At 70.7% G+C, this 20095-nt stretch carries 25 protein-coding genes; 6 read left to right on the top strand and 19 right to left on the bottom strand.

Annotated features, from left to right (window positions below):
• Window positions 1–146: 146 nt before the first annotated feature.
• The 13 genes from ptsP to JR065_RS04105 all read right to left on the bottom strand — a co-directional run bounded on the left by ptsP (window position 147) and on the right by JR065_RS04105 (window position 10441).
• Window positions 147–1853: a phosphoenolpyruvate--protein phosphotransferase gene (gene ptsP / locus JR065_RS04165; protein ID WP_206232534.1), complete on the bottom strand. Its 1707-nt coding sequence runs from the start codon at window positions 1851–1853 to the stop codon at window positions 147–149.
• Between the two features lie 64 nt (window positions 1854–1917).
• On the bottom strand, window positions 1918–2187 hold the full coding sequence (locus JR065_RS04160) for an HPr family phosphocarrier protein (RefSeq protein ID WP_206232370.1): 270 nt from the start codon (window positions 2185–2187) through the stop codon (window positions 1918–1920).
• The gene (locus JR065_RS04155; protein ID WP_206232368.1) at window positions 2180–2572 is read right to left on the bottom strand and encodes a PTS sugar transporter subunit IIA; all 393 of its coding nucleotides are present in this window, start codon (window positions 2570–2572) and stop codon (window positions 2180–2182) included. Before JR065_RS04155 ends, JR065_RS04160 begins: the two co-directional genes overlap by 8 nt.
• 190 nt (window positions 2573–2762) lie before the next feature.
• A complete protein-coding gene (gene rapZ / locus JR065_RS04150) occupies window positions 2763–3647 on the bottom strand; it encodes an RNase adapter RapZ (protein ID WP_206232366.1) in 885 nt (294 codons plus the stop codon).
• Complete coding sequence (gene hprK, locus JR065_RS04145; RefSeq protein WP_206232364.1) at window positions 3644–4594, bottom strand: HPr(Ser) kinase/phosphatase; 951 nt, start codon at window positions 4592–4594, stop codon at window positions 3644–3646. Before hprK ends, rapZ begins: the two co-directional genes overlap by 4 nt.
• On the bottom strand, window positions 4591–5046 hold the full coding sequence (locus tag JR065_RS04140) for a PTS sugar transporter subunit IIA (RefSeq protein ID WP_206232362.1): 456 nt from the start codon (window positions 5044–5046) through the stop codon (window positions 4591–4593). The genes hprK and JR065_RS04140 overlap by 4 nt, the downstream gene beginning before the upstream one ends.
• Before the next feature lie 21 nt (window positions 5047–5067).
• Window positions 5068–5385 carry a ribosome hibernation-promoting factor, HPF/YfiA family gene (hpf, locus tag JR065_RS04135; protein ID WP_003478125.1) on the bottom strand — a complete coding sequence of 106 codons (318 nt, stop codon included), beginning with the start codon at window positions 5383–5385 and terminating at the stop codon, window positions 5068–5070.
• Between the two features lie 68 nt (window positions 5386–5453).
• On the bottom strand, window positions 5454–6857 hold the full coding sequence (locus JR065_RS04130) for an RNA polymerase factor sigma-54 (protein WP_429001836.1): 1404 nt from the start codon (window positions 6855–6857) through the stop codon (window positions 5454–5456).
• An 84-nt stretch (window positions 6858–6941) separates the two neighbouring features.
• Complete coding sequence (lptB, locus tag JR065_RS04125; RefSeq protein ID WP_206232359.1) at window positions 6942–7661, bottom strand: LPS export ABC transporter ATP-binding protein; 720 nt, start codon at window positions 7659–7661, stop codon at window positions 6942–6944.
• Window positions 7661–8260, bottom strand: a complete 600-nt coding sequence (lptA, locus tag JR065_RS04120; protein ID WP_206232357.1) for a lipopolysaccharide transport periplasmic protein LptA — start codon at window positions 8258–8260, stop codon at window positions 7661–7663. Before lptA ends, lptB begins: the two co-directional genes overlap by 1 nt.
• On the bottom strand, window positions 8238–8804 hold the full coding sequence (gene lptC, locus JR065_RS04115; protein ID WP_206232355.1) for an LPS export ABC transporter periplasmic protein LptC: 567 nt from the start codon (window positions 8802–8804) through the stop codon (window positions 8238–8240). Before lptC ends, lptA begins: the two co-directional genes overlap by 23 nt.
• Entirely contained in the window at window positions 8801–9349 is a 549-nt protein-coding gene (locus tag JR065_RS04110) for a KdsC family phosphatase (protein WP_206232354.1), read from the bottom strand. Before JR065_RS04110 ends, lptC begins: the two co-directional genes overlap by 4 nt.
• Before the next feature lie 90 nt (window positions 9350–9439).
• Window positions 9440–10441, bottom strand: coding sequence for a KpsF/GutQ family sugar-phosphate isomerase (locus JR065_RS04105; protein ID WP_206232352.1), 1002 nt, complete (start codon window positions 10439–10441; stop codon window positions 9440–9442).
• A 52-nt stretch (window positions 10442–10493) separates the two neighbouring features.
• Here JR065_RS04105 and JR065_RS04100 point away from each other — a divergent pair, with 52 nt between their 5' ends.
• Genes JR065_RS04100 through JR065_RS04090 form a run of 3 tightly spaced genes read left to right on the top strand, consistent with a single transcriptional unit; the run spans window position 10494 to window position 12366 of the window.
• Window positions 10494–10724: a BolA family protein gene (locus tag JR065_RS04100; protein WP_206232350.1), complete on the top strand. Its 231-nt coding sequence runs from the start codon at window positions 10494–10496 to the stop codon at window positions 10722–10724.
• Window positions 10725–10780: 56 nt separating this feature from the next.
• Window positions 10781–12055, top strand: a complete 1275-nt coding sequence (gene murA / locus JR065_RS04095) for a UDP-N-acetylglucosamine 1-carboxyvinyltransferase (RefSeq protein WP_206232349.1) — start codon at window positions 10781–10783, stop codon at window positions 12053–12055.
• Window positions 12052–12366, top strand: a complete 315-nt coding sequence (locus JR065_RS04090) for an EF-hand domain-containing protein (RefSeq protein WP_206232347.1) — start codon at window positions 12052–12054, stop codon at window positions 12364–12366. Before murA ends, JR065_RS04090 begins: the two co-directional genes overlap by 4 nt.
• Window positions 12367–12583: 217 nt before the next feature.
• Here the strand turns inward: JR065_RS04090 and JR065_RS04085 are convergent, their stop codons facing one another.
• The 6 genes from JR065_RS04085 to purM all read right to left on the bottom strand — a co-directional run bounded on the left by JR065_RS04085 (window position 12584) and on the right by purM (window position 16929).
• Window positions 12584–13267 (bottom strand): DUF3108 domain-containing protein, encoded by a 684-nt coding sequence (locus tag JR065_RS04085; RefSeq protein WP_206232345.1) that lies wholly within the window; start codon window positions 13265–13267, stop codon window positions 12584–12586.
• Between the two features lie 3 nt (window positions 13268–13270).
• Complete coding sequence (locus JR065_RS04080) at window positions 13271–14062, bottom strand: DUF3108 domain-containing protein (protein ID WP_206232343.1); 792 nt, start codon at window positions 14060–14062, stop codon at window positions 13271–13273.
• Window positions 14063–14130: 68 nt separating this feature from the next.
• Window positions 14131–14784, bottom strand: a complete 654-nt coding sequence (gene purN / locus JR065_RS04075) for a phosphoribosylglycinamide formyltransferase (RefSeq protein ID WP_206232341.1) — start codon at window positions 14782–14784, stop codon at window positions 14131–14133.
• A 3-nt stretch (window positions 14785–14787) separates the two neighbouring features.
• Complete coding sequence (locus JR065_RS04070) at window positions 14788–15228, bottom strand: hypothetical protein (RefSeq protein ID WP_206232339.1); 441 nt, start codon at window positions 15226–15228, stop codon at window positions 14788–14790.
• Window positions 15229–15238: 10 nt separating this feature from the next.
• Window positions 15239–15862 (bottom strand): DUF2238 domain-containing protein, encoded by a 624-nt coding sequence (locus JR065_RS04065; RefSeq protein ID WP_206232337.1) that lies wholly within the window; start codon window positions 15860–15862, stop codon window positions 15239–15241.
• 5 nt (window positions 15863–15867) lie between these two features.
• Entirely contained in the window at window positions 15868–16929 is a 1062-nt protein-coding gene (gene purM / locus JR065_RS04060) for a phosphoribosylformylglycinamidine cyclo-ligase (RefSeq protein ID WP_343237243.1), read from the bottom strand.
• Between the two features lie 95 nt (window positions 16930–17024).
• Between purM and JR065_RS04055 the strand changes: the two genes are divergently transcribed.
• Genes JR065_RS04055 through hda form a run of 3 tightly spaced genes read left to right on the top strand, consistent with a single transcriptional unit; the run spans window position 17025 to window position 20028 of the window.
• Window positions 17025–18140 (top strand): DUF2066 domain-containing protein, encoded by a 1116-nt coding sequence (locus tag JR065_RS04055; RefSeq protein WP_206232336.1) that lies wholly within the window; start codon window positions 17025–17027, stop codon window positions 18138–18140.
• On the top strand, window positions 18137–19300 hold the full coding sequence (locus JR065_RS04050; RefSeq protein WP_206232334.1) for an AI-2E family transporter: 1164 nt from the start codon (window positions 18137–18139) through the stop codon (window positions 19298–19300). The genes JR065_RS04055 and JR065_RS04050 overlap by 4 nt, the downstream gene beginning before the upstream one ends.
• The gene (gene hda / locus JR065_RS04045; protein WP_206232332.1) at window positions 19297–20028 is read left to right on the top strand and encodes a DnaA regulatory inactivator Hda; all 732 of its coding nucleotides are present in this window, start codon (window positions 19297–19299) and stop codon (window positions 20026–20028) included. Before JR065_RS04050 ends, hda begins: the two co-directional genes overlap by 4 nt.
• Window positions 20029–20095 lie beyond the last annotated feature (67 nt).

Here is a 20095-nt window from a genome sequence, read left to right as displayed (position 1 = left end):
ACGGAGTTGCCGATCGCGTTGGGCGACCGGCGTTTCGTTTGGCAGTGCGGCGCGCGTGGATGACGGAGATAGTGTCGTAGTGCAGAGGACGCACGCACTCGCGATCAAGCCCCCGGGTCCCTGGTCCCCGGTCCCCCGGTCCCGGCTCAACCAGCCAACCAGCGCTCGATCCCCTTCCGATCGCGCGCCTGCAGCAGCTTCGCGCCGCGCGCGCGCAGCGCCTGCAGGTCGGTGTCGCGGATCGCGCGGCGCACTTCCAGCATCGTCGCCGGGTGCAGGCTGAACTCGCTCAGGCCCAGCGCCAGCAGCAGCGGGGTCAGCAGCGGGTCGCCGGCGATTTCGCCGCAAACCGCCACCGGCTTGCCGTGCGCCTGGCCGAGCGCGATCACCTGCGCGATCAGCCGCAGCACCGCCGGGTGCAGCGGCGAATACAGCTCGCCCAGCGCCTCGTTGTTGCGATCGACCGCGAGCAGGTACTGCACCAGGTCGTTGGTGCCGATCGACAGGAAATCGATGTCCTCGATGAAGGTGTCCAGCGCGATCGCCGCGGCCGGCACCTCGATCATCGCGCCGACCTGCACCTGTTCGGCGATGGCGTGGCCCTCGCGGCGCAGCTGCGCGGCGATACGCTTGAGGTGGCGGCGCATCGCCATGATCTCCTCGCGCAGCCCGACCATCGGGATCAGCACCCGCACCGGGCCGTAGCCGGAGGCGCGCAGGATCGCGCGCAGCTGCGTGTCCGAGACCTTCGGCCGTGCCAGCGACAGGCGCACGCCGCGCAGGCCCAGCGCCGGATTCTGTTCGTTGCTCAGGGTCAGGCCGGTGCGGTCGGCCTTGTCCGCGCCCAGGTCCAGCGTGCGGATCGTCACCGGGCGTCCGCTCATGCCCAGCACCGCGTCGCGGTAGGTACGGAACTGCTCTTCCTCGTCCGGCAGCGCGTCGCGCTGCAGGAACAGGAACTCGGTGCGGTACAGGCCCAGGCCGTCGGCGCCCATCGCATGCGCGCGGGCGATGTCCTCGCGCGACTCGGCGTTGGCCAGCAGGGTGATGTCCACCCCGTCGCGGGTGCGGCTTGGCTTGGAGCGCAGCCGGCCCAGGCCGCGCTGCACCTTGGCCAGGTCGCGCACGCGGGCGCGGTAGTCGTGCAGATCGTCCGGCGTCGGGTCGACGATCACCGCGCCCTGCGCGCCGTCGACGATCAGCACGTCGCCGTCGTTGATCTTCTGCAGGGCGTCGGCCACGCCGACCACCAGCGGCAGGTGCAGGCTGCGCGCCAGGATCGCGCTGTGCGACAGCGCGCTGCCGGCGCTGGTGACGATGCCGACCACGCCCTGCGCCTGCAACTGCGCCAGTTCCGACGGGGCCACGTTCTCGCACACCAGGATCTCGCCGGCCAGGCCGGCGCTGTCGGGCTGGCGCTTCTGCAGGTAGGCATGGATGCGCCCGATCACATGGTCCAGGTCGTCCATGCGGCTCTTCAGGTAGGCGTCTTCCATGTCGTCGAACACGGTCGCCAGCCGGTCGCGCTGCAGGCGCAGCGCGTAGTCGGCGCTGTAGCGGCCGGTGCGGATCAATTCGTCCAGGCCGTGCAGCAGCTCCGGGTCGTCGAGCAGCAGCGCGTGCAGGTCGAGGAACTCGCCGACCTCCTTGGCCAGCGCGCCGTGCAGGCGCTGGCGCAGGCCGTGCATCTCCTCGCGCGCGGCGTTCACCGCCAGGTGCAGCCGCTCCAGCTCCCCGGCGACCTGCGCCGCGTCGATGCGCTGCTCGGCCACGTCCAGCGCATGCGGCAGGCGCACGCGGGCGCGGCCGAGCGCATTGCCGCGCGATGCGCCGTGGCCGGCGATGCGCAGCATCGTCACCGCGCGCGTCCGCCGCGGCGGGGTGCGGCCGTCGTCAGCGGGCGCCAACGACGCATGCTCAGCTGTCCTCGTCGAAGCGGCGTTCGAACAGCGCGGCCACCGCGTCCAGCGCCTGCGCCTCGTCGGCGCCGTCCACGCGCACGGTCACCGGCGTGCCCTGCGCGGCGGCCAGCAGCATCACGCCCATGATGCTCTTGGCGTTGACCTCGCGGCCCTTGGCCGCCAGCGTGGCGTTGCAGCGGAACGAGGACAGCGTCTGCACCAGCTTGGCGGTCGCCCGGGCGTGCAGGCCCAGGCGGTTGGACACGATGAGTTCACGTTCAAGCATCGTCGATCACCACTCCATTGCGTGAGCCTGCGGCCGCGGTCGCAGGCAGTTGGTCCAGGCCCTGTTCGGGATAGTTCATCACCCGCAGCAGCATCGGCAGGCTCAGCGCGGAGACGCGGCGCACCGGCGTGCCCAGCCGCGCCAGCCGCGCGGCCAGGTTGCTGGGGCTGGCGCCGTACAGGTCGGTGATCACCAGCACGCCGTCGCCGCCGTCGACCCGGCGCAGCGCCGCGGACGCCTGCGGCAGCAATGCGTCCAGCTCGCTGTCGAACGGGACCTCGAACGCTTCGGTCTTCAGCGGCAGCTGCCGCAGCAATCCGGTGGCCACGCTCAACAACGCCGCGCCGATACCGGGGTGAGTGATCAGGAGAATGCCACAGGCCATGGGGGAACGTTAACAGGTCGTGCAGGGCGCAGGGAATGGTGAAGCGGGGACCAGGGACCAGGGACCGGGGACCGGGGACCCGATCGCGAGCGCAAGCAATCGCGGCGCCGAGACGCTCTTGCCGCATCACCCGCCTCGAGTGTCGCTTTGGCTTTCCGGGTCCCTGGTCCCCGGTCCCCGGTCCCGGCTCTCAGTCCAGCTCCCGATGAAACGTCGCCACCTCCGGCCAGCCCTGGTCGCGCGAGCGTTGCGCCAGTCGCTCGGCCAGGTACACCGAGCGGTGCTTGCCGCCGGTGCAGCCGAAGGCGATGGTGACGTAGCTGCGGGTGTCGTTGCGCAGCCGCGGCAGCCAGGTGTCGAGCAGGTCGGTGATCTGCGCGGCGTACTGCTGCACGTCCGGCTGCGCGTCCAGGTATTCGCGCACGCCGCCGTCGCGGCCCGACAGCGGCCGCAGTTCCGGGTCCCAGTGCGGGTTCGGCAACACCCGCGCATCGAACACGAAGTCGGCCTCGGCCGGCACCCCGCGCTTGTAGGCGAAGGATTCGAACAGCAGCGACAGGGTCTTGTCCTGGTCGTGGCCCAGCGCGAACTCGGTGGTGACCCGGCGGCGCAGCTGGTGCACGTTGAGCGCGCTGGTGTCGATCACCGCATCGGCGGCCAGGCGCAGCGGCGCGGTGATCTCGCGTTCGCGCACGATCGCCTCGGGCAGGGACAGGCCCTGCCGCGACAGCGGATGGCGCCGGCGGGTGTCGGCGTAGCGCTTGATCAGCGCCTCGTCGGTGGCGTCGAAGTACAGCAGTCGCGCGTCCAGGCCCAGCTGCGACACCGCTTCGCGCCAGCGCGGCAGCTGCGCCAGGTCGCTGTGGCGGCTGCGCACGTCGATGCCCACGGCCAGCTTGCTTGGGCCGTTGCCCTCGCGCAGCAGGCTCTTGACGAACTCCGGCAGCAGTTCCACCGGCAGGTTGTCGACGCAGTAGTAGTCCAGGTCCTCGAAGGTCTTCAGCGCCACCGACTTGCCCGAGCCGGACAGGCCGCTGACGATGATCAGGATCGAGGTGTTGGCCACGCTGCTCATGGGCTGCGCCGCTCCAGCAGGTTGCTGTGGCGGGCGATGAACATCGCCGCCGGGTCGATGCCCTTGGTGCGCAGGATGTGCAGGCGCGTGGCGGCCTCGGTCAGCACCGCCAGGTTGCGGCCCGGCATCACCGGCAGGGTGATCAGCGGCACGTCCAGGTCCAGCACGTGGCGGGTGCCGGAGTCGCCGGTCAGGCGTTCGTAGCCATGCGGGGTGGGTTCGGTCATGGGCCGGGTCAGGTGCACGATCAGGCGAAGGTACTTGTTCTTCTTTACCGCGGTGTCACCGAACATGTCGCGCACGTTGAGCACGCCCAGGCCGCGCACCTCCAGCAGGTCCTGCAGCAGCTCCGGGCAGGTGCCGTCGAGCATGTCCGGCGCGATCTGGGTGAACTCGGGCGCATCGTCGGCGACCAGGCGGTGGCCGCGGCTGAGCAGCTCCAGCGCCAGCTCGCTCTTGCCCGAGCCGGCTTCGCCGGTGATCAGCACGCCGATCGAGTAGATCTCCATGAACACCCCGTGCAGGGTGACCCGCGGCGCCAGCGTGCGCGCCAGGTGGTAGGAGAGCTGGTTGAGCAGTTCGTGGCCGCGCTTGGGCGAGATCCACAGCGGCGTGTCCGATTCGTCGGCGGCCGCGCGCAGGTCTTCCGGGCAGGACTGGTTCTTGGTGATCACCAGCGCCAGCGGCCGCACCTGCACGATCTTCTCGATCGTCTCCCAGCGCTGGCGCGCGTCCAGCGAATCCAGCCAGGCCAGTTCCTCGGTGCCGAGGATCTGCACCTTGTTCGGATAGATGGCGTTGAGGTAGCCGGCCAGCGACGGCCGCCGCGCGACCGCGTTGCCGGCCTCCAGTTCGCGGTGTTCGCCCTTCTGCCCGGCGATCCAGCGCAGCGCCAGCTTGTCGCGCTGCTGGTCGAACAGTTCGCGTGCGGTGATGCTGGTATTCATGCGGCGCTGGCCCGCGGCGAGCCGCCGAGCAGCGCGTGCAGCGCGGCGGCGTCGGGCGCGCGCCGCAGCGCGTCGCGGAAGCCTTCGTCGGAGAACTGTTCGGCCAGTTCCGACAGCAGCATCAGGTGCTGGTGGGTGTAGTGGGCCGGTACCGCCATCGCGAACACCAGGTCCACCTGGGTGCCGGCGCCGTCGAAGTCGACCGGCTGGTCCAGCCGCAGCAGCGCGCCGCGCGGTTCGGTGAGGTGCGGCGCGCGGCCGTGCGGGATGGCGATGCCATGGCCGATGGCGGTGCTGCCGAGCTGCTCGCGCTCGCGCAGGCTGGCGAAGAGTTCATCGGAACCGGCCTGAGGACAGGCCAGCAGGCCGGCGGCGGTGCGTAGCAGGGTGTCGCGATCGGCGGCCGGCAGCACCTGGGTGCGCACGGCCGCCATCAGATCGGTCAAAGGCATGTCAGACCAACGTGTGAAGGGTCACACGATATTGTCGCGCACCTCGGCCGCGTGGTGGTCCTGTTTCTTTTCCTTGTGCTTGATGATCAGCCGGTCGAGCTTGTCGGCGAGCAGGTCGATCGCCGCGTACATGGTCTGTGCGCTGGCATCGGCGTGCAGGGTGCGCCCCGGCACGTTGACGGTGGCCTCCACGTGGTGGTCGGGCTTGCGCAGCGCGAGCTGGGCACGGACCTCGATGGTCTCTTCGTAATGCCGCTTCAGGCGCTGCAGCTTGGTTTCCACGTATTCCCGCAGGGCGGGGGTGACTTCGATCTGCTGGCCGTAGGTCTCGATGCGCATCGGATACTCCTTGGTTCGGGATTCACCTATGAACCATTGCCGCCACCGCGACGCCCGACCGATCCAACTCAACCGATGCGGACGCGTTCGTGCGAGGCGGAAATGTTCATGGCCTCACGATACTTCGCAACCGTGCGCCGCGCTACGGGTACGCCGGCGCTTTTCAGCAGGTCGGCCAGCTTGGCGTCAGAAAGCGGCTTGCGCGGGTTCTCCGCATCGATCAGGCGCCGAATCATCGCCTGAATAGCCGTGCTGGAGGCCTCGCCGCCGCTATCGGTGTCGATGCCGGAGGCGAAGAAGGCGCGCAGCGGGATGGTGCCGCGCGGGGTGCGCACGTACTTGCGGGCGATGGCGCGGGAGATGGTGGACTCGTGCAGGCCCAGTTCGCCGGCGATCTCGCGCAGGGTCAGCGGGCGCAGCGCCTGTTCGCCGAACTCCAGGAACCCGGCCTGCTGGCGCAGCAGGCAGCGGGTCACCCTGAGCAGGGTCTCGCCGCGCGCCTCCAGGCTCTTGAGCAGCCAGCGCGCCTCCTGCAGCTGGCCGCGCAGGTAGCCGGCGTCGCTTTCGCCGCACTGGCGGATCAACTGCTCGTAGCCGCGGTGGATGGTGACCTTGGGCCGGGCGTGTCCGGCCAGCGCGGCGTGCCAGACCCCGCGCTGGCGCCAGACCACGCAGTCGGGCACCACGTAGGTGTCGGCGCCGAGGTCGCCGATCTGCTTGCCCGGACGCGGTTCCAGCGAACGCAGCAGGTTCACCGCCTCTTCCACCGCCGAGGCCGGGCGCTTGAGGTCGTGGGCGATGCCGGCGATGCCGCTGCGCGGCAGCTTTTCCAGCGGGCCGTTGGCGATGGTGCGCGCCAGTTCGCGTCCCGGGGTGTCCTCGGGCAGCACGTCCAGCTGCAGGTTGAGGCACTCGCCGAGGCTGCGCGCGGCGATCCCGACCGGATCGAAGCGCTGGATCTGGTGCAGCACGGTGAGGATCTCCTCCTCGTCGGCGACGATGTCCGGCAGCAGCGTCTCGGCGATCGCGCTCAGCGGCTCGCGCAGGTAGCCGTCGTCGTCCAGCGCGTCGATCAGCGCCGCGCCGATGCTGCGGTCGCGCGGCGACAGGTGCGACAGGTGCAGCTGCCACAGCAGGTGGTCGATCAGGGTGTCCGGCTCGGCCACGCGCTCGGCGGCGCTGCCCATGTCGTCGTCGTCGTCGAAGGAGCCGCCGCTGCCGCCGCTCCACGCCGGTTCGTCCGGCAGCCAGTCGTCGGACGAGGTGGTGTCGCGCGGATCGTCGCTTTCCGGCGCGTCGCCGGCGGCCGGCGTGGCCCCGGCCTCGCCGCCGCCGGCGAGGTCCAGGCCCGGCGCGGCGTCCTCGGCCCATTCCAGCAGCGGGTTGCTTTCCACCGCCTCGGCGATCTCCACCTCCAGCTCGGCGCTGGACATCTGCAACAGCTTGATCGCCTGCCGCAACTGCGGCGTCATGACCAGATGCTGTCCCAGCGATGTCTGCAACCGTGCTTTCATGCCTGTGCCGAACGAAGGGAGCGTGTCGAGACGGCCGCGCGGTCAGAGCCTGAAGGTTTCCCCCAGGTACACGCGGCGCACATCGGTATTGGCCAGCAACGCGTCCGGCGACCCCTGCGCCAATACGCTGCCTTCGTTGAGGATATACGCACGATCGCAGATTCCCAAGGTTTCGCGCACGTTGTGGTCGGTGATCAGCACACCGATGCCGCGTTGCTTGAGATGGGTGACGATACGCTGGATTTCGCCGACGGAGATCGGGTCGACGCCGGCGAACGGTTCGTCGAGCAGCATCAGCCGCGGCTTGGCCGCCAGCGCGCGGGCGATCTCGCAGCGGCGGCGCTCGCCGCCGGACAGGCTGGCGCCCATCTGCTCGGCGACGTGGCCGATCTGCAGTTCGTCCAGCAGCGAGGCCAGTTCGCGTTCCTGGCCGGCGCGGTCCAGGTCCTCGCGCAGTTCCAGCACCAGGCGGATGTTGTCGGCGACGCTGAGCTTGCGGAACACCGACGGTTCCTGCGGCAGGTAGCCGACGCCGAGCTTGGCGCGCGCGTACATCGGGTCGGCGGTCATGTCGCGGCCGTCGAGCACGATGCGCCCGGCGTCGGCCTCGACCAGGCCCACGATCATGTAGAAGCAGGTGGTCTTGCCGGCGCCGTTGGGGCCGAGCAGGCCGACCACTTCGCCCGCTTCCAGGGTCAGGCCGAAGTCGCGGACCACCTCGCGCTGCTTGTAGCGCTTGCGCAGGCCCTCGGCGAGCAGCATCACTGGCCTCCCTGCGATGCCGGGGCGGTCTTGGCCGGCGCCTTGCCCGCCGGGGCCTTGGCCGGCGCGGCGGCGGGCTTGGCCGCCGGCTTGGCGCCGGACGCCGGCGCCGGGTTCTTCGGCTGGATCACGGTGCGCACGCGGGTGCCGTCGCCGCCGCCCTGCATGTTGCCGGTCTTGGTGTTGTAGACCATGCGCTGGCCGGCGTTGGTGCCCTTCGGCGAGGTCATGCGGTAGTTGCCGGTCAGCACGATGGTGTCGGTGGACACCTTATAGTCCAGGTTGTCGGCGACCGCGTCCATCGGCGAGCCGTCGTCCAGTTCCTGCTTCAGCGTGGCCTGCTTGCCGTTGAGCACGACGCGGTCGACCTCGCCGTTGCTCTGGAAGATGTCGGCGGTGTCGGCATGGATCTCCAGCGTGCCCTGGGTGATGACGACGTTGCCGGCGAAGCGGCACTTGCCGTTGTCGTTGGTCAGGTTGCAGTCGTTGGAGTTGGCGTCGATGTTCATCGGCTGGTTGCGGTCCGATGTCTTGGCCATGGCCGCTGCGGGCAGCAGCAGGGCGAGCAGCGCGAGCTTAGCGGGCAGCGTTCGGTTCATAGCGGGTCTTGACCTGTGAGAGGAGCTTGTACTGCTGGGTCTTCAAGTTGGCTTCGAAGCCGACGCCGGTCTGCATGATACCGGGTCGGGTCATGGTCACCGGCGCGGCGGTGCGCGCCAGGTTGGTCCGCGGGAAGACGTCCAGGCTCTGGGTGCGGAAGGTCGTGGGCGGAATGCTGGGGACCTTGGGGCTGTCGCCGGCGACATTGCCGCGCAAGCGCAGTTCGTCGCCATCGGCGCTGACCCAGCCAGTGTCGCCGCGCATCTCCCAGTGCTGGCCGCTGGCGTCGGGCAGCAGGAACAGCGGGGTCACGATCGACAGGGTCTGGTCGGCGCGGCTGCGCTCCATCTGCGGCGCGCGCAAGGTCATCGATTCCTTGCCCTGCTTGTCCAGGGTGATGATCTCGAAGTCGCGCGCCACGTAGTCCGAGCGCGCCTCCTCGCCGGCCTCGGCCACCGGCTTGGCGCGCTGCCGCCATGCCGACCAGCCGCTGACCACCGCTGCGACCAGCAGCACGCCGCCGAGCACGCTGCGCCAGTTCATGCGCCGTGCTCCTGCAGCAGGGCGGGGACATGGCCCTGCGCGGCGAGCAGCACGTCGCACAGCTCGCGCGCCGCGCCTTCGCCGCCGCGCGCGCGGGTGCGCCAGTGCACGTGCTCGGCGGTCCACGGGTGCGCGTTGGACGGCGCCACCGCCAGGCCGACCGCGCGCAGCGGCGCCAGGTCGGGCAGGTCGTCGCCCATGAAGCACACCTGGTCCAGGCCCAGCCCGCGCTCGTCGCACAGCGCCCGCACGCCGGCGAGCTTGTCCTTGACCCCGATCTGCACCAGCAGGCCCAGCTCCTGGCCGCGCTTTTCCGCGGCCAGGCTGGGCCGGGCGGTGATCAGCGCGACCTCGATGCCGTGCCGGCGCAACTGCACCAGCCCCTGGCCGTCGAGCACGTGGAAGGCCTTGCTCTCGTTGCCGTCGCGGTCGTAGTACAGGCGGCCGTCGGTCAGCGTGCCGTCGACGTCGAAGCACGCCAGCCGGATCCGTTCGGCACGGGCGATCAGTTCGGAAGGGAAGTCGGCAAGCGGGGAATAAGGCATCGGTCAGCAGGATGGGGGCGGGGAGGACGGCTTTCCAGGCGCCGGCCAGACGGCGCGGCGGGGGCGGAAAGGCGCAACGGGTTCAGGCTGTTAAACCACCCTGGCACGCAACAGGTCGTGAATGTTCAAGGCGCCGACCGCGCGGCCGTCGCCGTCGACGACGATCAGGCCGTTGATCTTGTGGGTTTCCATCAGCCGCGCCGCCTCGGCGGCGAGCTGGTCGGCGCCGATGGTGCGCGGCTGCCGGGTCATCACGTCGGCGATGCGGGTCTGGCGCACGTCCAGCGGGCTGTCCAGGGTGCGGCGCAGGTCGCCGTCGGTGAACAGGCCGAGCAGGCGGTCGTCGCGGTCGACGATCGCGGTCATGCCCAGGCGCTTGCGGCTCATCTCCACCAGCGCCTCGCTGAGGCTGGCGTCCTCGCCCACCTTGGGCAGCTCGTCGCCGCCGTGCATCACGTCGGTGATGTGCAGCAGCAGGCGCCGGCCGAGGCTGCCGGCCGGGTGCGAGCGGGCGAAGTCGTCGGCGGTGAAGCCGCGCGCGTCCAGCAGCGCCACCGCCAGCGCGTCGCCCAGCGCCAGCGAGGCGGTGGTGCTGGAGGTCGGCGCCAGGTCGAGCGGACAGGCCTCGGCGGGCACGCTGACGTCCAGGTGCAGGTCGGCCTCGCGCGCCAGCGTGGATTGCGCGCGGCCGGTCATCGCGATCACCGCGTTGCCCTGGCGCTTGAGCACCGGCAGCAGCATCAGGATCTCGTCCGATTCGCCGGAATAGGACAGCGCCAGCACCACGTCGGCGTCGGTGATCATGCCCAGGTCGCCGTGCCCGGCCTCGCCCGGATGCACGTAGAACGCCGGGGTGCCGGTGGAGGCGAGGGTGGCGGCGATCTTGCGCGCCACATGTCCGGACTTGCCCATGCCGGTGGCGACCACGCGTCCGCGCGAGCCCAGGATCAGCCGGCACGCGGCGGCGAACTCGGCGCCGATGCGCGCGCCGACCGCGCCCAGCGCGGCCTGTTCGATCTCGACCACGCGGCGGCCGCTGGCGACCAGGCTGGCATCGCCGACGGCGTCGGCGGAAAGGGGCGATACAGCCATGCGGATGCCGCTCGGAGGGTAGAATGGCCGATCATTTTATTAGGAAAGCCCGTTGGACGCCGAAACCATCCGTAAACTGATCGAGGCCGGCCTGCCCGGCGCGCGCGCGCAGGTGCAGGGCGACGATGGCGTGCACTTCGAGGCGACCGTGGTCTGCGAGGCCTTCGCCGGCAAGCTGCCGCTGGCGCGGCACCGCATGGTCTATGCCACGCTGGGCGATCTGATGGGCGACGCGATCCACGCGCTGGCGCTGACCACGCTCACGCCCGACCAGGCCGCCTGACCGGCGCGCAGCCCCCTGCGCGCTCCCGTTCCTGTTTCCTCACATCCCCCGAGACCATGGCCAAAATCGTAGTGACCGGCGGCAACGCGCTGCACGGTGAAGTGAACATTTCCGGCGCCAAGAACGCGGTGCTGCCGATCCTGTGTGCCACGTTGCTGGCCGATGCGCCGGTGGAGATCACCAACGTGCCGCACCTGCACGACGTGATCACCACGGTGAAGCTGCTCGGCGAACTGGGCGCCGAAGTCACCATCGACGAAGGCACCCTGGCGCGCGGCAGCGCGATCACCGTCGATCCGCGCAAGGTCGACCAGCACGTCGCGCCGTACGAACTGGTGCGGACCATGCGCGCCTCGATCCTGGTGCTGGGCCCGCTGCTGGCCAAGTTCGGCGCGGCCGAGGTGTCGCTGCCGGGCGGCTGCGCGATCGGCTCGCGTCCGGTGGACCAGCACATCAAGGGCCTGCAGGCACTCGGCGCGGAGATCGGCGTGGAGAACGGCTACATCAAGGCGACCAGCAACGGCCGGCTGAAGGGCGGCCGCTACGTGTTCGACATGGTCAGCGTCACCGGCACCGAGAACGTGCTGATGGCCGCGGCGCTGGCCGACGGGACCACGGTGCTGGAGAACGCGGCGATGGAGCCGGAGGTCACCGACTTGGCCGACTGCCTGATCGCGCTCGGCGCCAGGATCGAAGGCGCCGGCACCTCGCGCATCGTGGTGCAGGGCGTGGAGCGCCTGTCCGGCGGGCGCCATGCGGTGCTGCCCGACCGCATCGAGACCGGCACGTTCCTGGTCGCCGCGGCGATGACCGGCGGCAGCGTCACCGTGCGCCGCGCGCGTGCCGACACGCTCGACGCGGTGCTCGACAAGCTGGCCGAGGCCGGGGCGACCATCGAGACCGGCGCCGACTGGATCCGCCTGGACATGCACGGCAAGCGCCCGCGCGCGGTCAGCCTGACCACCGCGCCGTACCCGGCGTTCCCCACCGACATGCAGGCGCAGTTCATGGCGCTCAACTGCGTGGCCGACGGCGTGGGCGTGATCAACGAGACGATCTTCGAGAACCGTTTCATGCACGTCAACGAACTGCTGCGCCTGGGCGCGGACATCCAGGTCGAGGGCCACACCGCGATCGTGCGCGGCCACGAGCGGCTCAGCGGCGCGCCGGTGATGGCCACCGACCTGCGCGCGTCGGCGTCGCTGATCCTGGCCGGCCTGGTCGCCGACGGCGACACCACCATCGACCGCATCTACCACCTGGACCGGGGGTACGAGAACATCGAGGAGAAGCTGGGGGCGCTGGGCGCGTCCATCCGGCGCATCGCATGATCCTGCGCGGACGCTTCACCCCCCGGCGCAAGGTGCTGCTGGCCATCGTGGTGCTGCTGCTGGCCTGGGTGGCCTATGCCTGGCATGCCGGCATCGCCATCACCCAGGGCATCGAGCAGCGCGACATGGACTGGAACGGCGACGGCCAGGTCAGCCGCAGCGAGATCGCCCAGGCGTTCTACGCGGTCGGCGTCAGCCGCACCGAGGAAGGCCCGCGCCAGTGCAGCGCGTTCTACTGGCGCGGCAGCGGCGAGCAGATCCGGGTGGACTGCCGCACCGTGTTCGCGCCGGCCGCAGACGCGAAGAAATAAGGCCAGCGGGCGCTGCTCCCGCCCGCGCGTTGGCGGGCGTCGGCGTCAGCCGCACACGGAACCTGGCCTCGATGCACACGGGGTCGACGCTGCGAATGGCGGCCAAGCCGGGCGCGCCCCCGAGCGCACAACAAAAAGGGCGGACCGATCGGTCCGCCCTTTTTTGCGTTCGGTGGAATTCCCGCGATACGCGGCCGGCGCCCGCGCGCCGCACCGCTCAGCGCAGCGACTTGATCGTCAGGTCCAGCGCGTCCTGGCCGTTCTCGCGCTGCAGGATGCGCACCGGCACCGGCATGTCCGGCACGATCCAGGCGACGATCTCCTTGGAGCCGTCGCTGCGGGTCACCTTGGTGGCCTGCTCGGTCTTGCCGTTGACGGTGATGTTCTCCTTGCCGGCGACGCGGTAGGTCATCGGCTTGGCGCGGCCCTCGTCGACCATGCGGTAGCTGGGGGTCTTGCCGGCGTTGACGTCGCGCGCGACCGCCAGGTTGATCAGCAGCGCGTCCATGTCGCCGGGCTGCAGCTTGACCGGCCCGCGGCGCTCGGGCTTGACGTCGCCGGCCCAGGTCGCCTGCGAGGTGCTCCAGTCGTAGTTCGCGGTCACCGCCTTCTTCTTGACCAGGAACACCGAGCGGTCGTCGCTGCTCAGCGGCCGCATCTGCCCGCCCTTTTCCTCGAACACGGTGCTCTGGCTCAGGTCGGCGACCTGGTTCTTGATCGCCAGGCTGTAGCGCCAGCGGTTGGCGCCTTCGCTGGTCAGGGTCATCACGCCATTGGCCTGCATGCCCATGTAGTTGGCCTGGTAGTCCGCCTTGAACGGTTCCAGCGCCAGGGCCGGCAGGCTGGCCAGGGCCAGCGCCGCGGCGGCCAGCGCGGTCAGGGGACGGGCGATGCGTTTCATGGGTCAGACTCCTTGGTATTCGGTCAGGCGCAGGTCGATGCGGTCTTCGCCGTCTTCGCGCTGCAGGATGCGCACCGGCGTGGGCACGCCATTGGCGATCCACAGGATGGTCTCATTCCTGCCGCCGTTGGTGCGCGACACGCGCAGCGCGTCGTAGCTCAGCTCGCCGACCTGCACCGTCTCGGTCTGCTCGGCGGCGTGGTAGACGTGCTCGCGCACGCGGCCGACGTCGACGTAGCGGTAGGTCATGGTCTTGCCGGGCTGCGCATCGCGCATGATCGACAGGTTGAGCAGCAGCGCGCTCTGGTCGCCGGGCTGCAGCGGGATCGGTTGCTGCCGGTCCTTCTTCAGGTCGCCGTCCCAGTGCGCCACGCCCTGGCTCCAGTCGTAGACGCCGGTGACCTTCTTGCCGAAGAAGATGGCCTTCTTCACCGTGCTCTGGCTCTGCGGCACGTAGCGCCCGTCCTGCGCCTTGAACACGGTGCTCTGCTCCAGGTTGAGCCCGAGCACGCTGGCGAAGCCGCTACGCCCCTGCACGCCCAGGTCCACCCGCCACTGGTCGCCGCCGGTGTGGGCGACTTCCATGCGCGCGTCGCCGGCCTGCTTGCCCTTGTAGAAGGCCTGGTAGGTGGCGACGAAGGGCTGCAGCGGCGGCGGCGTCCACGCCGTGGCGTCCGCGGCCGGCGCGGCCGGCGCCGAGGCGGGCAACTGCTGCGCCGATCCGCCGACGGCCGGCAGCAGCGCGCACAGCGCGGTCGCGGCGAGGAAGGCGAACGGGCGCGGGAAGGGCTTCATGGGGGTCGCTGGGAAAGGAGGAGGCCGGACAGGATGGCGTGCTGTTGTGACGGACGGGTTCAACGCATTCAGCTTGTCAGCTTACCCGTGCAATCTAGGCGCAGGGGACTAAACCGGCACTGACCGTCCACCCAGGCCCTGCCGTCCCGTTCAGCCAGGCGCCCGGCGGCGGCCAGTTTCAGCACTTCGCGCAGCAGCCGGTGTTCCTGCGGCAACAGGCGCTGCGCCAGCGATTCCGGCGTGTCGTCGGGGCGCACCGGGATCGGCGCCTGCGCGATCACCTCGCCGGCGTCCAGCGCCGGGGTCACGAAATGCACGCTGGCGCCATGTTCCCGATCGCCCGCGGCGAGCGCGCGCGCATGCGTGTGCAGCCCGGGATACTTAGGCAGCAGCGAGGGATGGATGTTCAGCAGCCGCCCGGCGAAACGCTGCACGAAGCCGTCGCCGAGGATGCGCATGTAGCCGGCGCACACCACCCAGTCCGGACGCGCAGCGGCGACGGCGTCGCCCAGCGCCAGGTCGAACGCCGCGCGGTCGGCGAAGGCCCTGGGCGCGGCCGACCAGCGCAGCGCCGCCGGCACCTTCGCCAGCGCCGGCGCCTGCGGGCGGTCGGAGAACACGCCGACCGGCTGCGCGTCCAGCTCGCCGGCGGCGATCGCATCGAGCAGCGCCTGCAGGTTGGAGCCGCGGCCGGAGACCAGCACCGCCAGGCGCATCGCCATCGGCTACGGCTTCCCGAACAGCGCGGCGGTGGCCGGGCGTTGCAGCGCCAGCAGCGTCCATATGCCCAGCACCGTGCCCAGCGGGAAGCCCAGGCAGGTCACCACCGCGGTGACGTTGCACAGCAGCAGCCGCTGGCGCCGGCGCAGCGCGCGCGCGGTCAGCGTCTTCAGCACCAGCGAAACCAGCCCCACCAGCAGCAGCACCGACAGCAGCCCGATCGCGAACATGCCGGCGGCGGCCTGGTCGGCGCTTTGCCCGCTGGCGTTGAGCGTGGCCTCGCGTTGGACGCCGAAGGCCAGCAAGCCGCCCACCAGCAGCAGCATCAGGCCCTGCAGCGCGGCCATCACCGTGTACAGGGTCGCCAGGGTGTGCAGCTCGGATTCGGCGCGCAGGGATTCTGCGCGGTCGATGCCCGAAACGGGCAGGGGCGGGGGCAGGGACATCGTCGGGTCTCTAGCGCGGCGAGGGAAGGGGACGGCCGGCACGGCGCCACGGCCAGGCGCTCGCGCAACCCAGCGTGGCCAGCAGCATGTCGATGTGCGCATCCCACGGATCGCCCTGCTGGCCGTTGTAGGACTCGGCCTGCTCGGGCGACAGCAGCAGCGCGATCAGCCATTCCATCCATTCGTAGACCAGGCTCGCGCACATGATCGCCATCGTCGCCAGCACGAACGCCTGGCGCGGCGACAGCGCCGGCCAGCGCTGCCGCGCATGGTCGCGCAGGGCGGGGGCGAAGCACAGCCCGAACAGCAGGTGGATCAGCCGGTCGGCATGGTTGCGCTGCCAGCCGAACGTCGCGTTCGGCGACCAGCCGATCGTCGCGCGCAGCCATTGGTCGTACGGCACGTTGGAATACAGCCAGTGCGCGGCGATGTTGTGCACGCTGATGAACGCGCAGATCGCGGCGAACTGGACGCTGCGCAGCGGCCAGCGGCGGTCGTGCCAGACCAGCCAGGCGATGCCGAGCACCGCCAGCGAGCTGTGCAGCGCCTGTTCGGCCGGCCACAGCGGGCGGATCCAGCTCATGGCGAATATCGCCAGCGTCAGCGCCAGCCATGCGCGCTTGCTCGCCGCCATGCGGCTCAGCCGATATGCACGCGTTCGCCGTCGCCGGCGGCGGCGACCACCTCGCCGATCGGCCAGTGCGCAAGACCCAGCGCGTCCAGGCTGCGGCCCAGCGCCGCGGCCTGCTCGGGCGCGGCCACCAGCACGAAGCCGATGCCGCAGTTGAAGGTGCGCCACATCTCGCTGTCGGCCACCGCGCCTTCGCGCTGCAGCCACTCGAATACCGGCGGCGGGGTCCAGGCGCTGGCGCGGATGTCCAGGCCCAGGCCGTCGGGGATCACGCGGATGATGTTCTCGGTCAGGCCGCCGCCGGTGATGTGCGCCATGGCGTGGATGCCGTCGGCATGCTCGCCGCGCAGCAATGACAGGATCGGCTTGACGTACAGCGCGGTCGGCGCCATCAGCGCGTCGGCCAGGCGCGTGCCGCCGACCTGCAGCTCGGCCGGACGCCCGGCGCGGTCGTAGATGCGGCGGATCAGCGAGTAGCCGTTGGAATGCGGGCCGCTGGAGGCGATGCCCAGCAGCACGTCGCCCTGGCGCACCCTGGCGCCGTCGAGCAGCTGCGACTTCTCCACCGCGCCGACGGTGAAGCCGGCCAGGTCGTACTCGCCCGGCGGGTACATGTCGGGCATTTCCGCGGTCTCGCCGCCGATCAGCGCGCAGCCGGCCAGTTCGCAGCCGCGGGCGATGCCGCCGACCACCGCCACGGTGGTCTCCACGTCGAGCTTGCCGGTGGCGAAGTAGTCGAGGAAGAACAGCGGCTCGGCGCCCTGCACCAGCACGTCGTTGACGCACATGCCGACCAGATCGATGCCGATGGTGTCGTGGCGGCCGAGCTGTTGCGCCAGCTTCAGCTTGGTGCCCACGCCGTCGGTACCGGACACCAGCACCGGCTCGCGGTACTTGCCGGACAGGTCGAACAGCGCGCCGAAACCGCCCAGCCCGCCCATCACCTCGGGGCGGAAACTGCGCTTGACCAAGGGTTTGATGCGTTCGACGACGGCATTGCCGGCATCGATGTCGACGCCCGCGTCGCGGTAGGTCAACGGAGTGGCGGCGGGAGGCTGGGGAGTGGTCACGGGCGGTGGCGGTGGCGGAAAGACGGCGATTTTAACAGGCCACGTTGGCGCTACGGCCGCATTCGGGCAACAATTCGCCCCGGATACGCCCAGCAATGGAAACTTCGATGCGCCGCAGCCTTGCCTTACTCCTGTCTTTCGCGTTGTGCCTCCCCGCCGCGGCCGCCCTGGCCCAGGCCGGTTTGCGCACCGAAGGCGACGTTGCCGGTGCGCAAGGTCCCTACGATGCCGAGGTGCCGGTCAACAGCCAGAGCGAGGGCGACCGCAACGGCGCCCTGGCGCGCGCGCTGGGCAGCGTGCTCGGCAAGATCTCCGGCGACCGTTCGGTGATGTCGCGCCCCGGCGTGGGGCCGGCGCTGCGCAACGCCAAGAACTTCGTCGACAGCTACGACTACCGCCAGGACCAGGGCACCTCGCCCAGCGGCGCGCCGACCTTCCGCACCACCCTGGTGGCGCGCTTCCGCCAGGACGACGTCGACGGGCTGGCCGCCGCGCTCGGCCTGCCGATCTGGCCGCAGCCGCGGCCCAAGCCGGTGGTGTGGCTGGCGATCGACGACGGCAGCGGCCCGCGGCTGGTCGGGGTGCAGCAGTCCAACGCCGCGCGCAGCCTGCTGGACCGGGCGATCGAGCGTGGCTACCGGCTCGGCCTGCCCACCGGCAGCGCCGCCGAGCAGGCGCTGGTCGGCGCGATCTGGCGCCAGGACACGGCGGCGGTGGCCAGCGCCTCGGCGCGCTACAGCCCGCCGATGCAACTGGTCGGCAAGCTGTACCGCGGCAAGGCCGGCGGCTGGACCGCGGACTGGGTGTTCGTCGACGGCGGCAAGGTGCTGGCGAACTGGTCGATCAGTGATCCCGACGCGCGCCGCGCGATGGCGGCCGGCGCCGACGGCGCCGCCGATGCGCTGGTCCGGCGCTATGCCAAGGCCGCCAGCGCCGGGCCGGCCGGCGTCTACCGCGTCAGCGTCACCGGCATCGGCAGCGCCGACGACTACCTGCGGCTGTCCTCGGTGCTGCAGAATACCTCGGTGGTGCGGCGCATCGTGCCGGTCCAGGCCAGCGGCGACCGCCTGGAGCTGGACCTGGACCTGCTCAGCGGCATCTCCGGGCTGAACCGCATGCTCGGCAGCGATGGCCCGTTGCAGCCGGTGTCGGTGCCGACCGAAGGCCCGGTGATCCTCAATGGCGAGCGCGCGGAGTACCGCCTCAAATGATGCTGTCACCGGAAGCGGAAATCGCGCTGTTCCTGCGCCGGCTGAAGGTCACCGCGGTGATCCTGGGCGTGTTGTGGGTGATCTGGCTGCTGGCGCCGATCCTGACCCCGTTCGTGCTGGCGCTGCTGCTGGGCTGGCTCGGCGACCCGCTGGTCGACCGGCTGGAACGCGCCGGGCGCTCGCGCAACATGGCGGTGACGCTGGTGTTCGTGCTGATGCTGCTGCTGCTGACCCTGGCGCTGGTGATCCTGGTGCCGATGCTCGAGCGGCAGATCGTCACCTTCATCGACGTGCTGCCGCAGGCGCGCGACTGGTTCATCAGCACCGCGATCCCGTGGGCCGAGCAGAAGACCGGCCTGCAGCTGATGGCCTGGCTGGACCCGGAGCGGCTGATCGACTGGATCCGCGGCCACTGGCAGCAGGCCGGCGGCGTCGCGGCGACCTTCTTCGGCTACCTGTCGCGCTCGGGTTTCGCGATGGTGACCTGGGTGGTGAACCTGGTGCTGCTGCCGATCCTGACGTTCTACTTCCTGCGCGACTGGGACCTGCTGGTCGAGCGCGTGGCCGCGACCATCCCGCGCAACCACATCGGCACCGTCAGCCGCCTGGCGCAGCAGTCCAACGACGTGCTCGGCGCGTTCATCCGCGGCCAGTTCCTGGTGATGCTGGCGCTGGGCGTGATCTACGCTGGCGGCCTGTCGCTGGTCGGGCTGAAGCTGGGCCTGCTGATCGGCATCGTCGCCGGCCTGATCAGCTTCATCCCGTACCTGGGCGCGACCACCGGCATCCTGCTGGCGATCCTGGCCGCGCTGGTGCAGGCCAAGGGCTTCGACCTGCAGCTGATGATCCTGGTCGGGGTGGTGTTCACCGTCGGCCAGCTGCTGGAGAGCTACGTGCTGACCCCGCGCATCGTCGGCGACAAGATCGGCCTGCATCCGGTGGCGGTGATCTTCGCGGTGATGGCCGGCGGCCAGCTGTTCGGCTTCCTCGGCATGCTGCTGGCGCTGCCGGTGGCGGCGGTGGCCAACGTGCTGTTGCACTACGTGCACGCACGCTACAAGCAGAGCGAGCTGTACGCCGGCGAGCCGTCGGCGATCCTGCTCGATTCCAGCGATCGCTCGGTGATCGAATCGCCGCCGCGCGATTCCGATCCGGCGTGAGCGTGCCGCAGCTGCCGCTGGCCTTGCGCTATCCGCCGGAGCAGCGCCTGGAGCGCTACGTCGGCGCGCCGGACGGGCTGCTGGCGCAGCTGCAGGCGCTGGCGAGCGGGCAGGCGCGCGACTGGGTGTACCTGGCCGGTGCCGGCGGCACCGGCAAGACCCACCTGGCGCTGGCGCTGTGCGCGGCCGCCGAACAGGCCGGACGCAGTTCGGCGTACCTGCCGTTGCACGCGGCCGCCGGGCGTCTGCGCGATGCGCTCGAGGCGCTGGAAGGGCGCGAGGTGCTCGCGCTCGACGGCCTGGAGGCGATCGCCGGGCAGCGCGAGGACGAGGTGGCGCTGTTCGATTTCCACAACCGCGCGCGCAGCGCCGGCGGCACCGTGCTGTACACCGCGCAGGCGATGCCCGACGGGCTGGCGCTGAGCCTGCCGGACCTGCGCTCGCGGCTGTCGCAGTGCACGCGCATCGCGCTGTCGCCGCTGGACGATGCCGGCCGCGCGGCGGTGCTGCGCGAGCGCGCGCAACGCCGCGGCCTGGTGCTGGAGGACGCGGCGATCGACTGGCTGCTGACCCACGCCGAGCGCGACCTGGCCAGCCTGGTCGCGCTGCTGGAACGGCTGGACCGCGAATCGCTGGCGGCGCAGCGGCGGGTCACGGTGCCTTTCTTGCGGCGGGTGTTGGAACGGTCGGGACTCGGGACTCGGGACTCGGGACTCGGCAAAAGCTGAATCCCATCGGGCTCACGTCAGCGCGAGGTCGACGATCGAATTCGGTTCTGGAAAAGCCCCCCAGCCG

Origin of the sequence: Xanthomonas sp., assembly GCF_017163755.1 — a bacterium.
Lineage (GTDB): Bacteria > Pseudomonadota > Gammaproteobacteria > Xanthomonadales > Xanthomonadaceae > Xanthomonas_A.
Note: the sequence above shows the minus strand (reverse complement) of the source record. Positions and strands in the feature narration are given on the sequence as shown.

Bases quoted from the DNA above. Each gene is read 5' to 3' on its own strand.
- JR065_RS04160 (WP_206232370.1), bottom strand. From the start codon at position 2,187: ATGCTTGAACGTGAACTCATCGTGTCCAACCGCCTGGGCCTGCACGCC.
- JR065_RS04090 (WP_206232347.1), top strand. From the start codon at position 12,052: ATGATCCTGCGCGGACGCTTCACCCCCCGGCGCAAGGTGCTGCTGGCC.
- murA (WP_206232349.1), top strand. From the start codon at position 10,781: ATGGCCAAAATCGTAGTGACCGGCGGCAACGCGCTGCACGGTGAAGTG.
- JR065_RS04155 (WP_206232368.1), bottom strand. From the start codon at position 2,572: ATGGCCTGTGGCATTCTCCTGATCACTCACCCCGGTATCGGCGCGGCG.
- hpf (WP_003478125.1), bottom strand. From the start codon at position 5,385: ATGCGCATCGAGACCTACGGCCAGCAGATCGAAGTCACCCCCGCCCTG.
- purN (WP_206232341.1), bottom strand. From the start codon at position 14,784: ATGGCGATGCGCCTGGCGGTGCTGGTCTCCGGCCGCGGCTCCAACCTG.
- JR065_RS04085 (WP_206232345.1), bottom strand. From the start codon at position 13,267: ATGAAACGCATCGCCCGTCCCCTGACCGCGCTGGCCGCCGCGGCGCTG.
- JR065_RS04110 (WP_206232354.1), bottom strand. From the start codon at position 9,349: ATGCCTTATTCCCCGCTTGCCGACTTCCCTTCCGAACTGATCGCCCGT.
- JR065_RS04065 (WP_206232337.1), bottom strand. From the start codon at position 15,862: ATGGCGGCGAGCAAGCGCGCATGGCTGGCGCTGACGCTGGCGATATTC.
- JR065_RS04050 (WP_206232334.1), top strand. From the start codon at position 18,137: ATGATGCTGTCACCGGAAGCGGAAATCGCGCTGTTCCTGCGCCGGCTG.
- JR065_RS04070 (WP_206232339.1), bottom strand. From the start codon at position 15,228: ATGTCCCTGCCCCCGCCCCTGCCCGTTTCGGGCATCGACCGCGCAGAA.
- hprK (WP_206232364.1), bottom strand. From the start codon at position 4,594: ATGAATACCAGCATCACCGCACGCGAACTGTTCGACCAGCAGCGCGAC.
- JR065_RS04105 (WP_206232352.1), bottom strand. From the start codon at position 10,441: ATGGCTGTATCGCCCCTTTCCGCCGACGCCGTCGGCGATGCCAGCCTG.
- lptC (WP_206232355.1), bottom strand. From the start codon at position 8,804: ATGAACTGGCGCAGCGTGCTCGGCGGCGTGCTGCTGGTCGCAGCGGTG.
- ptsP (WP_206232534.1), bottom strand. From the start codon at position 1,853: ATGCTGCGCATCGCCGGCCACGGCGCATCGCGCGGCAATGCGCTCGGC.
- rapZ (WP_206232366.1), bottom strand. From the start codon at position 3,647: ATGAGCAGCGTGGCCAACACCTCGATCCTGATCATCGTCAGCGGCCTG.
- JR065_RS04130 (WP_429001836.1), bottom strand. From the start codon at position 6,857: ATGACGCCGCAGTTGCGGCAGGCGATCAAGCTGTTGCAGATGTCCAGC.
- lptA (WP_206232357.1), bottom strand. From the start codon at position 8,260: ATGAACCGAACGCTGCCCGCTAAGCTCGCGCTGCTCGCCCTGCTGCTG.
- JR065_RS04140 (WP_206232362.1), bottom strand. From the start codon at position 5,046: ATGCCTTTGACCGATCTGATGGCGGCCGTGCGCACCCAGGTGCTGCCG.
- JR065_RS04055 (WP_206232336.1), top strand. From the start codon at position 17,025: ATGGAAACTTCGATGCGCCGCAGCCTTGCCTTACTCCTGTCTTTCGCG.
- lptB (WP_206232359.1), bottom strand. From the start codon at position 7,661: ATGCTGCTCGCCGAGGGCCTGCGCAAGCGCTACAAGCAGCGCGAGGTG.
- JR065_RS04080 (WP_206232343.1), bottom strand. From the start codon at position 14,062: ATGAAGCCCTTCCCGCGCCCGTTCGCCTTCCTCGCCGCGACCGCGCTG.